Source organism: Kitasatospora sp. NPDC051164 (genome assembly GCF_044455625.1).
GTDB lineage: Bacteria > Actinomycetota > Actinomycetes > Streptomycetales > Streptomycetaceae > Kitasatospora.
This window is the reverse complement of sequence record NZ_JBITFB010000019.1, coordinates 186978-198859: the sequence shown is the minus strand read 5'-3', so window position 1 is coordinate 198859 and position 11882 is coordinate 186978. Positions and strand designations below refer to the sequence as shown.

7 protein-coding genes and 1 pseudogene are annotated in these 11882 nt (G+C 75.6%); 2 read left to right on the top strand and 6 right to left on the bottom strand.

The window, feature by feature from the left end:
* Positions 1-10 precede the first annotated feature (10 nt).
* The 5 genes from ACIBEC_RS27735 to ACIBEC_RS27715 all read right to left on the bottom strand — a co-directional run bounded on the left by ACIBEC_RS27735 (position 11) and on the right by ACIBEC_RS27715 (position 8611).
* Positions 11-3145, bottom strand: coding sequence for an amino acid adenylation domain-containing protein (locus ACIBEC_RS27735; RefSeq protein ID WP_360500386.1), 3135 nt, complete (start codon positions 3143-3145; stop codon positions 11-13).
* A 352-nt stretch (positions 3146-3497) separates the two neighbouring features.
* Positions 3498-4805, bottom strand: coding sequence for a non-ribosomal peptide synthetase (locus tag ACIBEC_RS27730; RefSeq protein ID WP_360500383.1), 1308 nt, complete (start codon positions 4803-4805; stop codon positions 3498-3500).
* A gap of 49 nt (positions 4806-4854) precedes the next feature.
* Entirely contained in the window at positions 4855-6228 is a 1374-nt protein-coding gene (locus ACIBEC_RS27725; protein WP_360500381.1) for an MFS transporter, read from the bottom strand.
* 466 nt (positions 6229-6694) lie between these two features.
* On the bottom strand, positions 6695-7825 hold the full coding sequence (locus tag ACIBEC_RS27720; RefSeq protein WP_360500378.1) for a PP2C family protein-serine/threonine phosphatase: 1131 nt from the start codon (positions 7823-7825) through the stop codon (positions 6695-6697).
* Positions 7826-7948: 123 nt separating this feature from the next.
* On the bottom strand, positions 7949-8611 hold the full coding sequence (locus ACIBEC_RS27715; RefSeq protein WP_360500375.1) for a maleylpyruvate isomerase family mycothiol-dependent enzyme: 663 nt from the start codon (positions 8609-8611) through the stop codon (positions 7949-7951).
* 71 nt (positions 8612-8682) lie between these two features.
* Between ACIBEC_RS27715 and ACIBEC_RS27710 the strand changes: the two are divergent.
* A pseudogene (locus tag ACIBEC_RS27710) lies at positions 8683-9702 on the top strand (LysR family transcriptional regulator); the annotation flags it as partial.
* A 32-nt stretch (positions 9703-9734) separates the two neighbouring features.
* On the opposite strand, the gene ACIBEC_RS27705 reads toward ACIBEC_RS27710, so the two are convergent.
* On the bottom strand, positions 9735-10988 hold the full coding sequence (locus tag ACIBEC_RS27705; protein ID WP_360500373.1) for an erythromycin esterase family protein: 1254 nt from the start codon (positions 10986-10988) through the stop codon (positions 9735-9737).
* 111 nt (positions 10989-11099) lie between these two features.
* Between ACIBEC_RS27705 and ACIBEC_RS27700 the strand changes: the two genes are divergently transcribed.
* Positions 11100-11879, top strand: a complete 780-nt coding sequence (locus ACIBEC_RS27700; RefSeq protein ID WP_360500371.1) for a TioE family transcriptional regulator — start codon at positions 11100-11102, stop codon at positions 11877-11879.
* Positions 11880-11882: the final 3 nt, after the last annotated feature.

The following is an 11882-nucleotide window of genomic DNA, read 5'->3' as shown; positions in this document are numbered from 1 at the left end:
GCTCTGCCTTTCACTTCTGGCCGGTGAGGGCGCGGGCCTGGTCGGCCAGCACGGCGTGGCGGAACAGGGTGCGCAGCGGCGGGCGGCTGCCGAGGTGCGGTTCCAGGTAGGCGGCGAGCTGGGCGGCGAGCAGCGAGTGGCCGCCGACCTCGAAGAAGTGGGAGTCCGCGCCGAAGCGGTCGTGGCCGAGCACCTCGCGCCAGGCGGCGGCGATCAGCTCCTGGCCGGGGTCGGCGAACGCGCTCGGCGCGGTCTGCTCTTCGGGGCCCGCCTCGGCGGCCTGGTTGGCCAGCAGGGTGAGGGCGGCGCGGTCGGGCTTGCCGCCGGGCAGGGTGGGCATCGCGGCGACGGCGGTCCAGCTCGCCGGGACGAGGCCGCCGGGCAGCCGGCGGGCGAGCGCCTCGTGCAGGGCTGCCTGGTCGGGGCGGTCGGCGCCCTCCAGGAAGCCGACCAGGCGGGGGCCGGTCTGCGGGTCGGTGTGCAGCACCACCGCGCAGGAGCGGCCGCCGAGTTCGGCGGAGGCGGCGGCCTCGATCTCCTCCAGCTCGATCCGGTGGCCGCGGAGCTTGACCTGGTTGTCGGCGCGGCCGAGGAAGCGGAGCCGGCCGTCCAGGTCGCGGTAGCCGCGGTCGCCGGTGCGGTAGACGCGGGCGCCGTCGAGCGCGGGGACGGTGACGAAGCGGGCGGCGGTCGGCTCCGGCAGGCCGGGGTAGCCGTCGGCCACCATCGCTCCGCCGACGACGAGTTCGCCGACGCAGCCGGCCGGGAGCGGGCGCAGCGTGTCGTCCAGGACGTGCATCCGTACGCCGTCCAGCTCGGTGCCGAGCGGGATCTCGCCGTCCTCGGCGACGTCGGCGGCGGTCACCTGGTACACGGTGGAGGTGACGGTGGCCTCGGTGACGCCGTAGGCGTTCAGCACGGTGGTGGCCTCGGTCAGGTCGGCGAGCGCCCGGGCGGGCAGGCGCTCGCCGCCGAGGACGAGCAGCCGTGGCGTCCAGCGGCCGTCGCGCAGCGCCTCGGACAGGTCCGAGCGGACGGCGAGCAGGTAGCTGGTCGGCAGGTTGGCGACGGTGACGCCGCGGGCGGCCAGGACGGCCACCAGCTCGGGCCCGGTGGGCACCTCGCGCTGCGGCACGACCAGGGCGGCGCCGGCGGCGAGGGCGGGCAGCACCTCCTCCAGCGCCACGTCGAAGGACGGCCGGGCGAACAGCAGCACCCGGTCGGCGGAGGTGAGTTCGTAGCGGTCGACGATCGCGGCCAGGTAGCCGGCGAGCGCCTCGCGGCCGACCTGGACGGGCTTGGGCACGCCGGTGGAGCCGGAGGTGTGGATCAGGTAGGCGGCGCCGTCCAGGACGGCGGCGGGCTCGGCCTTCGGGAAGGCCGGGCCGTCCAGCAGCGCCGGGGTGACGCCCTCGGCGGGCAGCGCGAGGGCGCTCTGCCGGGTGGCCAGGACGAGCGCCGGGCTGAGCCGCTCCAGCAACAGGCCGAGCCGGGCGGCCGGGTCCTCGGTGGACAGCGGCGCGTAGACGGCGCCGTGGCGCAGGCAGGCGAGCAGGGCGACCACGCTGTCCGCGCCGCGCGGCAGGACGGCGGCCACCGGCTGGCCGGGTGCGACCCCGGCGGCGCGCAGCCGCTCGGCCAACTCGGTGACACGACGGCCGAGTTCGCCGTAGCTGATCCGCTCGGTGCCGGTCAGCAGGGCGAGTGCGGTCGGGTCGTGGGCGGCGGCCGGGTCGAGCACGGCCAGTGCGTCGGCGGGCGTAGCGGTGGGGGTGTCGGCAGGTGTGGCGACCGGCGTCACGGTGGTCGGCGCGGCCTCGGGCGCGGGGGACAGCTCGGCGATCGGCGCCTGCGGGCGGTCGAGGTAGCAGCGCAGCAGCTCCAGCAGCCGCTCGGACAGCAGCACGGCCTCGGACTCACGGAACAGGTCCGCGTCGTAGTCCCAGACCAGGGTCATCCCGGCGGCGCCGTGCTTCTCGCCGACCACCCGGCGGTCGTCCGGAAGCAGCACCAGGTCGAGGTCGAAGCGGGTGGTGCCGGTGTTGAAGCCCTCGTACAGCGAGACCTCCAGGCCGGGCGCCTGGACGTCCGGCAGCGCCGCGTCGTGCGCGCTGAACATCACGTTGAACAGCGGGTTGTCGGCACCGCCGGTGTGCAGGCCCAGGCGGCGGGTCAGCTCCTGCACCGGCAGGTCCTGGTACGGCAGGGCGCGCATCAGGACGTCGGTCACCTCGTCCACGGCCTCGGTGCCGGGGGCGGCGGGGTCGAGCCGCAGGCGCAGCGGCACGGTGTTCACGAACATGCCGACGGTGCCCTCGAAGCCCTCCGGGCGGTTGCCGACGGCGGTGCCGACCACGACCTCGCGGTGCCCGCTGTGCCGGCGCAGCAGTTCGGCGAACAGGGCGAGCAGGGTGCTGAACGGGGTGTGGCCGTCCGCCTTGCTGCGCTCGCGCAGCCGCTCGGCCAGGTCGGCGCCGATCGCCTGGCGCAACTGGCCGCCCCGGTGGCGGCGCTCGGCGCCCGGCCTGGCCAGCCCGGGCAGGGTGACCTCGCGCGGAGCGTCGGCCAACTCCCGGGTCCAGAAGTCGAGTGCGCGGTCGCGGGGGACGTCGACGGCGGCCCGCGCGTGCTCCTCGTACGAGGGGGCGGTGGGCAGGTCGTACGGCTCGCCGAGGACCCGGGCGCGGTAGACGGTGAACAGGTCGCGCAGCAGGATCGCGAAGGAGTGGCCGTCGTGGACGAGGTGGTGCTCGACGTGGATCAGCCGGTGGTGGCCTTCGGCGATCCGCACCAGGTGCCAGCGCAGCACCGGTGCCCGCTCGGTGTCGACCGGTTCTTCGGCCTCGGCGGCGAGCAGCCGCCGGAAGGCGGCCTCCGGGTCGTCCTCGGTGGCGAAGTCGCTGTGGCGCAGCTCCGGTTGACACCCCTCGGCGACCCGCTGGCCGGGCAGCCCCTCCGCTCGGGGCACCAACTCCAGCCGCAGGCCGGGGTGGTGGTCCAGGACGGCGGCCAGACCGGCGTGCAGCGCGTCCCGGTCGAGGGTGCCCCAGAGGTCGAGGACGGCGGTGAAGTTGTAGGCGCGGCTTCCCGGCAGCATCTGTTCGTGCAGCCAGACGATCTCCTGCGACGGAGAGAGTGCGAACATGGGCGGTTCCCTTGTGTGGTGGGCTTGTCGGCACTGCGGTGGCCGGCGGCGGGCGTGGGGTGGTCCCGCTCCGGCCGCTGGACCGGCCGCACCGGGATGACGGTGCGGCCCGGGGGTCCGGGCTTCGGGCTCCTGCGCGGGCATGCCTGTTCGGGCACGCGCGTCCAGGCGCGGTGGATCCTGCGAGGCGGATCCGGCATGGGAGTTCGGGCCCGCGGAATGGGGCGCGGGAGGTCGGGCAGCCCGTCGGTCAGGGCGCGGGCTCGGGAGTCGCAAACCCCTTCCGGGGCAGCCGGGTTCAGGCGTCGAGGGTCAGGCGCGGAAGGTCAGGCGCGGAAGGTCAGGCCCGGGGTCAGGCGTGGGAGTCCGGGCGCGGCCGGGCGTGCAGGTGGTGGCGCAGCACGGCGAGCAGGTCGTCGAAGGCGGCGCGGGCGTCGGCCTCGGGGAAGCGGTCGCTGTCCCAGGCGAGCCGGACCAGCAGGTCGTCGCCGTGCGAGGCGGAGACCGCGAGCGGGGCGGCGAGCGGCCGTCCGGCCAGGTGGGTCTCCCGGCCGGGCGTGCCGCCGAGCACCAGCGGCGGGCGGCGGTGCAGGTCCTCCAGGGTGAGCATGGCGTCCAGGGCCCCCGTCCACGGCGCCCCGGCGGTACGGGCGGCGCGCACCACTTCGTCGAACGGGGTGCCGGCGTGGTCGAGGTCGTCCCACCAGGCGTCGGCGAGGGTGTCCAGGTCGTCCGTGGTGCTCGAACCGGCCGGGTGCACCAGGGTGTTGAGGAAGCAGCCGAGCGCGGCGGGCGAGCCGGCCGGCCGGCCGCCCCACGGGTAGCCGAGCGCGAGCGGCCCCCCGTCCGTCCGGTGCAGTCGGTGCGCGGCGGCCCCGACAGCGTCCAGCAGGGCCGGGAAGACGGCGCTGCGGGCGGCGCCCTCGGCGGCCGGCAGCCGCTCGGTGAGCATCCCGGTGGACGTGGCCGCGCCGCCGCCCGCCCCGGTCAGCGCGCCGAGCCGGCGGCCCCAGTGGGCCTGCGCGGCGGGGCCGCCGGCGGCGTCCTCGGCGGCCAGCTGGAGTTCGACGGCCTGCCGGTAGTCAGCCAGGGCCTGCGGTGCGGGCCCGGCCGCCGGTGCCTCGCCCCGCTCGTGTGCCTCGTCCTTCTCGTACGCTTCGCTCAGCTCGGCGGTGAGCACCCCGAGCGACTGCTCGTCGCAGGCCGCGTGGTCCAGCGCGAGGGCGAGCAACTCCTCGTCACCGTCCGGCTCCTGGGCGACCAGCAGGCGTAGGGCGGGCCCGTCGGCGGGCCAGTCCAGCAGGGCTTCGCGCAGCGCCTCGCGGGCCGTTCGGCCGGGGGCGACGGCGATCCGGGCGGCCTCGGCCGAGGGGCCGCCGACCCGCAGGACGGGCGTGCCGCGCACGGTCGCGAAGGCGCCGCACAGGGCCGGGTGCCGGGCGGCGACCGCGGCGGCGGCGCGGGCCAGCCGGTCCTGGTCGAGGGTGCCGCGCGGGTAGGCGAAGAACAGCGGGACGACGTCGGAGCGGCTGTGCGGCGCGAGTCGGCGGCTGATCAGGAACCGCCGCTGGGCTCCGGTGAGCGGGAGCAGCTCCGCCGGGGAGTCGGCGGCGGCGGAACGGTACCGGGCGAGGTAGGCGGAGGTGATGCTGGCGTGCACGGGAACGGTCTCCGGTTTCCGGTCGCGGCTCGGCAGGTCTGGGGGTCGGTCAGGGGGTACTGGTGCTCGCGGCGGGCTCCTCGGCGGTGGTGGGCCGCTCGGCGGTGGTGGCTCTCCCGACGGTGTGCTCGGCGGTGGCGGCCTCCTCCGCGTCCGGCGTGCCGCCGCCCGGTGTGTCCCCGCCCGGCAGGTCGCGCATCCGCCGCAGTGGCGACAGCAGCAGCGGCACCGGCACGAGCAGGAAGCCGATCGCGCAGAGCCAGAGCGCGGCGCGTGGCCCGGCCGCGTCGGCGACGATCCCGCCGCCCAGCGCGCCGATCGGCAACGTGCCCCACACCAGGAAGCGCATGGTGGCGTTCATCCGGCCGAGCAGCTCGGGCGGGCAGACGCTCTGCCGGAAGCTGACCTGGGCGACGTTGTAGGCGACCGCGCCGAACAGCACCACCCCGGAGGCGAGGCCGAACAGCACCACGCCCGCGCCGCCGCCGGACAGCGGCCACAGCACCGCGAACGGCGCCGTCACCACCGTGGACAGCCAGATCAGCCGGGCCTGTCCGACCCGCCGCGCCAGGTAGCCGGCACACAGCGCGCCCGCCAGCCCGCCGACGGCGGAGGTCGACAGCAGCACACCGATGGCGCCCGGCGCCAGGTCGAGCACCCGTACCCAGAAGACCGTCTGTACGGCCATCAGGACGGCCGCGAACAGGTTGGACACGGCGGTGGCGGTGGCGATCGCCCGCAGCAGCGGGTGTCCGAGCACGAAGCGGACGCCCTCCCCGACCTCGGCGCGCAGCGAGCGCCCGGGCGTCGGCTCCGGCGGCGGCTCCTCGACCCGGATCCGGGCGAGCAGCAGCGCGGAGGCCAGGTAGCCGCAGGCGTCGGCCACGATGGCGAGCGGCGCCCCGAGCAGCTGGACCAGCCCCCCGCCGAGGCCCGGCCCGGCGATCTGCGCCGAGGAGCGGACCGTCTCCAGCGCCCCGTTCCCCCCGACCAGTTGCTCGCGCGGCAGGACGGCGGGCAGGAAGGACTGGTGGGCGACGTCGAAGAACACCGTGGCCACCCCGGTGACCAGGGCCACCAGGTAGAGCTGCGGCATGGTCAGCACCCCGAGCGCCGCCGCCGGCGGGATCGACCCCACCGCCAGACAGCGCACGAGGTCGGCGCGGATCAGCACCGGCAGCTTGCGCATCCGGTCCAGCCAGGCGCCGGCCGGCAGGCCGACCAGCAGGAAGGCGGCGGTCTCGGCGGCGGTCAGCAGACCGACCTCGAGCGGGGTGGCGTCCAGCACGATCACCGCCACCAATGGCAGCGCGACCAGGGTGACCTGACTGCCCGTCTGGGCCGCCGCGGCTCCGGTCAACAGGAGCCGGAAATCGCGGTGGTCGAGCAGACGGGCCTGGCGAGGGCGAGGCTTCTCGTTCATTGGTTCGACTCTCGGCCACCCCTTCGACACGGGGCAAGCGCCAGGTCCGTTTCCGGACGAACCACAGCGCGGCCCGATCCCGCCACTCCCCCGACCGCCTCTTGCGCGCTTCCTACGCCCCCTTATGGACCGGCCTCGACGTCCGGACCGCCCCTCTGCCAAGGCGGCACAGGCCGAAGGGCGCCCGGGGCGCCGCCGGGGCCATCCGTCCATTTCATCGTCCGCTATGCGGACACCGTCTTTCCGGCCACCGGACGGCACCGCTCAACTTGGCCGGATTCCATGGAGTGCTGCCGTACCGACACCTCATCGTGATACCGGCGTGACCGTCGGCAACCGTCGAACTGGTCCAGGAGACCGCCGTACGGGCGTCACCGCCGCTCCTCGCACCTCGTACCTCGTATCGACACTCGGCCGGGCGCCGTCGCACCGGCCCGCCACCCGGCATCCGGCACCCGCACGCCTGTCATCCGCCCGCCCGGCGGGCGATCGCCAGCACCGCCATGTCGTCGTCCCGCGGCCCGCCGGTCCACCGCTCGACGTCCGCCACCAGAGCGTCCAGCACCTCGGCCGGCCCGGCGAACGGACCCAGCGGAGCCAGCCCGAGCACCGGGTCGTAGAACTCCCCCGCCGCGTCCCGGGCCTCGGTCACCCCGTCGGTCACCAGCAGCAGCGTGCACCCGGGCGGGAACGGCCGGCTCTCCGGCGTGGGCCGCGCGACCCCCAGCCCGCCCATCCCCAGCGGCAGCCCCGGGTCGGCCGCGTCCAGCCGCCGCACCGCCGTCTCACCGCCTCGCGGGTACGGGCCGGGGCTCTGCGTGTGCGCGTCGGCGCCCAGCAGATAGGGGCCGGGGTGCCCGCAGTCGAGCGTGCGCACCGTCCCCTCCCCCGGCGGGAACTCGACCAGCAGCGCCGTGATGAACCCCTCCAGCCGCAGCTCCTCGCTCAGCAGGTCGGCCTCCCGGAGCAGCGAGTCCTCCAGCGCGTCCGCGAGCGCGGCCAGTTCCGGCACCCGGTGCGAGTCCTCCCGGAAGGCCCCGAGCAGCACCGAGACCGCCCCCACCGCGTGCAGCCCCTTGCCCCGCACGTCCGCGATCAGCGCGCGCACACCGTACGGGGTGATCTGCAGCGCGTAGGCGTCCCCGCCGATCAGCGCCTCGTCCTGGGCCGCGTGGTAACTGGCCGCGACCGACAGCTCCCCCACGCGTGCCGGCGGCTCCGGCAGCACCGCCCGCTGCGCCGCCTCCGCCACCGACCGCATCCGCTCCAGCCGCCGCCCGTGCCGGGCCACCACGCGGTTCACCCCGACCCCGAGCAGCGCGGCGAAGGCCGTGTTCGCCAGCTCCAGGTACCCGTCCCCCGTCCCGATCGACGCGTCCTGGGTGGACAGCACCAGGATCCCGAGCACATTGGCGATCCCGACCGCGACGGTGTCCCGCAGCCGCAGCAGCGAGCCCGCCAGCACGGCGGCCGCCGCCAGCAGCGGATCGCCCCAGTAGTCGGTCGGGTCCAGCGAGTTCCACACCAGCCCGCCGACGATCAGCAACCACGGCGCGACCCGCACGTACGGCGGCCACTGCACGGACCTCGGAGGCATCGGCGACCTGGCTTCCGTCTCACCACCATCCGGAAGGACTTCTTCCGATCGTAGTCACGGGCCCCCCGAACTCGCATGACGGCCGCCCGGCCCCGGTGGAGTACCTCCGCCCCGGGCCTCGCCCTACCCGCCCCACCCGAACCGCCCCGCGCCCGACCCCGAGAGCAGTCCTTCCGGCACCCGGCGCCCGTACGCCACCGCCAGCAGGTGCTCCGCCCGTCCCGCCACGGTGAGCGGACCGTGCCCGTACGACCAGTCGGCGTCCGTCGCCACCAGGCGGACGCCGTCCACCCGCGCCCCGAAGAACCGCAGCGTCCACGGGGAGACACCGGCCAGCAGGGCCGTGGTGCGCGCCACCGGCAGGCGGGCGGGCAGACCGAGCGCCAGGGTGACGTCGAGGCCGTGGACGGCGTCGTGCGCGAGCGCCGCGATCCGGCCGCCGACCGGTGGGCGCCACGGGTGGCCGGCGTGGTCGGCCATCGCGGCGGCGAGTTCGCGCTCGGTCATCGCGGCGGCGTCGCGGCGGGCGATCCGGTCGGCCATGCGGTGGACGTTTCCGCCGGAGCGGGCGAGTTCCACGGCCGTACGCGCCGTCGAGTGCCGGAAGCCGGTGCTCATGTGCGCGGCGACCTCGCGGACCCGCCACCCCCCGCACAGCGAGGGCGCGTTCCACTGCTCCGGGGTGAGGGCGGCGAACACCTCGGCGAGTTCGCGGCGTTCGGCCGCGATCTGCTCGCGGATCCAGTCGAGCTGCCCGGCGCCCTGGTCCTTCGACACGGTTTCCATGCGTCCAGCCTGCGGCCGGAACCGTTCACCCGTCCAAGACCAGGGAGTTCTGCCGCCTATGATCAGCAGTTATGGAACTGCGGCAGCTCCGGTACTTCGTCACCGTCGCCCAGCACGGAAGCTTCACCCGCGCCGCGCAGCTGCTGCACCTGACCCAGCCCGGGGTCAGTTCCCAGATCCGGCAGTTGGAGCGCGAGCTCGGGCACCGGCTGCTCGACCGCTCGGGTCGCACCGTGCGCCTCACGCCGGTCGGCGAGGCCGTACTGCCGCACGCGCGGGCGGCACTCGCCTCCGCCGCGGCGGCCCGGCGGACGGCGCAGGAGTTCGGCGGCCAACGGCGCGGCCACGTCCGGCTGGGCATGGTCGCCGGAGCGGCGTTCACCCCGCCGTCCGAGCTGGGCACGTTCCCCGGACTCGCCACCACGCTCGCCGCGTTCCGCCAGGAGCACCCCTGCATCGACTTCTCGCTGGCCGAGGACACCACCGCGGGCATGCTCGCCGCGCTGCGCGACGGGCGGCTGGACCTCGCCGTGATCGGCCTGCCAGCCGCCGCGAGCGGACGCGAGGACGACGACGGCTGGACGACACTGGCCGGACTCGACCTGCACACCGTGCTGGAGGTCCCGCTGGTCGCGGCCTGCCCCAAGCACCACCCGCTCGCCACCGTCAGGGGCGGCGCCTCCCCGCTCAGTGGCGCCCCGCAGGGAACCGCCCGGGACGAACCCATCTGCGAAAGCATCCGCGATGCCACCGCTCGGAACCGCACCAGCCGGGACGACGCGCTCCCGGTCGCCGCGCTGGCCGGGCACGCCCTGGTGAGCACCCCGCGCGGCACCGGCATGCGCACCGCGCTGGAGCGCGCCCTGGCCGAGGCCGGGGCGCGCCCGACCGTCGGCGTCGAGGCCGCCGCGCCACCACAGTTGGCCGAACTCGCCGCGCACGGGCTGGGCGTGGCCATCCTGCCGAACCCGGGGCCGGCACCCGGACTGCGGGTCCGCCCGCTGGCCGATCCCGTCCCGCTGGTACGGATCGCGCTGGCCTGGCCGAGCGGACGGCCGACCGAGCCGCCGACCGCCGCCCTGCTGTCCCACCTGCGGACGGCCTACCCGGGCCCGGCGGTTCCTCAGCCCGCCGGCGACGCCGGTGCCACCGACGCGTCCGACGCCGCGGGCGTGCCCGACGCCGCCGGTCCGTCCGGCGCCGCCCGTGCCCGTGTGTCCCGCGCCGCCGATGCTGCGGCTGCCGCCGCGCCGTCGCCGATGTGCAGGAGCGCGGCCGCGCCGTCGAGCACCTCCCGATCGAGCGGGAAGTAGCCTTGCCGCGGTGTGGTGTCGGTGCGGGTCCGGCCCGCGGGCAGCACCGCCTCCGTCAACTGCCAGAGCGCATCCGGCCGTTGCAGGAACGCCTCGTACGTGTCCGGCGCCGGCTCGCCCAGCAGGATCGCTTCGCTGCGCCCCAGGCTCCCGGCGACGAAGGCGTACCGCTCGCCCAGCAGCGCGCCGACGATGCGACCCGCGCTGTTCCATCCGCAGTCCAGCTCCCCCAGTGTCCAGGCGCTGGGGTTCCGCTGCAGGTGCTGGTTGTGCGAGAAGACCAGGGTCGGGCCGCGCTGCGCCTCGAGGTCGCGGATGTCGAGGAGGTTCTGCGCCATGAGCGCGTCCCGCACCCCGAGCAGACCGCTCAACCGCTCGCTCGGGGTCAGGCCCCGGACCGCCGACTGCGCGTGGTAGCGCAGCAGTCCGATGCCCGCGGTCAGCCGCGTCCTGGCCCTGAGCCATTCGGCCCGGGAGGTCGCGCCGATCAACTCCGGCGCCCGCGCGTGGAGTCGGAGCAGCAGGTCGTCGGCAAGGCATCGCAGCCGCCCGGCCTCGGCGGTGGCACCGGGCGACTGCGCCGGGTCCAGCACCGCCTCGGCTCGGCTCCAGCGCTCGTCCTCCCCGGCCGGACCGGCGATATCGAGGTCGAGTCGCAGGTAGTCGCGGGCGTGCTCGAGGTAGCGGCGCGGACTGGGGGCGCTGTACGTCTCGGTCGGGGCGTCGAAGCCGTGGAAGGACAGCTGCTCCCCCGGCGGTCGGTTCCGGTTGAACTCGCGCATCCAGGCGACGAGTCGGCGGTTGGCGTCGTGCTCCCCGAAGCCGTGCGAGAAGCCCTCGCTCAGCACCGTGTCCAGCGTGCCCACGCCCTCCCGGACGTAGTCGTCCACGGCGAGCGCGGCCACCCGGTCGGTTTCGAGGGCGATCGACCGGAAGCCCCGGTCGACCAGCCGGGCGAACAGTTCGTTGCGGACCCAGCCGAAGGCCGGCTCCTGGTGCGTCGGCTCGCCGAGCCCCAGCAGCTCGCACGACGGGGTGACGAAGTCGTGAATGTCCTGGCTCATGAACCTCAAGCGTATCCTTGAAAGAACGGTTGAGACTTTGCCCCAGCCAGCCCGCCGACTGCCGCAAGAATTGGACGCGAAGCCTCAAACGGGCTCGAACGGAAGACGACCATGCGCCCCTCCGACCTCGCCCGCGAGCACGGCATCTCGACCCAGGCGGTCCGCAACTACGAACGCGACGGCTGCCTCCCTCCCGCCGCCCGCACCCCCACCGGCTACCGGATCTACACCGAGCTGCACGCGGCCGCCCTGCGCGCCTTCCTCGCCCTCGTCCCGGCGTACGGGCACGCGACCGCCGGCCTGGTCATGACCACCCTCCACGCCGACCGCCTCGACGAGGCCCTGACCGCCCTCGACCGCGGCCACGCCCGACTGCTGCGCGACCGGGAGACCCTCGCCGCCGTCCGGGACGCCGTCGGCCACCTCACGGCCGCACCCGCCACACAGTCGACTGCGCAGTCGACGGCGCAGTCGACTGCGCCCGAGCGTCCGATGCCGTCCGGCCCCCTCAGCGTCGGCGACGTCGCGCACCGGCTCGGCGTCACTCCCGCGACCGTGCGTGCCTGGGAGGCCGCCGACATCCTCACCCCGGCCCGCGACCGCGCCACCGGCCACCGCGTCTACGGCCCGGCCGACGTTCGCGACGCCGAACTCGCCCACCTGCTGCGGCGGGGCGGGTACCGGCTGGACCACATCGCCACCGTGGTCCGGCAGATCCGCACGGCGGGCGGCACCGACGAACTGGCCGCGGCCCTCGACGGCTGGCAGCGACACCTCACCGCCCGGGGCCTCGCCATGCTCACCGCCGCCGCCCGCCTCGGCGAGTACCTCGCCCTGGGCTCCACTCCACCAAGCGGCTTGACCTCAAGTGGACTTGAGGGACAAGAGTGATCC

What these genes read in the sequence shown, in the direction of transcription:
- ACIBEC_RS27700 (WP_360500371.1), top strand. Translation starts at nt 11,100, where the DNA reads ATGCGCCCCTCCGACCTCGCCCGCGAGCACGGCATCTCGACCCAGGCG.
- ACIBEC_RS27720 (WP_360500378.1), bottom strand. Translation starts at nt 7,825, where the DNA reads ATGCCTCCGAGGTCCGTGCAGTGGCCGCCGTACGTGCGGGTCGCGCCG.
- ACIBEC_RS27705 (WP_360500373.1), bottom strand. Translation starts at nt 10,988, where the DNA reads ATGAGCCAGGACATTCACGACTTCGTCACCCCGTCGTGCGAGCTGCTG.
- ACIBEC_RS27725 (WP_360500381.1), bottom strand. Translation starts at nt 6,228, where the DNA reads ATGAACGAGAAGCCTCGCCCTCGCCAGGCCCGTCTGCTCGACCACCGC.
- ACIBEC_RS27715 (WP_360500375.1), bottom strand. Translation starts at nt 8,611, where the DNA reads ATGGAAACCGTGTCGAAGGACCAGGGCGCCGGGCAGCTCGACTGGATC.
- ACIBEC_RS27735 (WP_360500386.1), bottom strand. Translation starts at nt 3,145, where the DNA reads ATGTTCGCACTCTCTCCGTCGCAGGAGATCGTCTGGCTGCACGAACAG.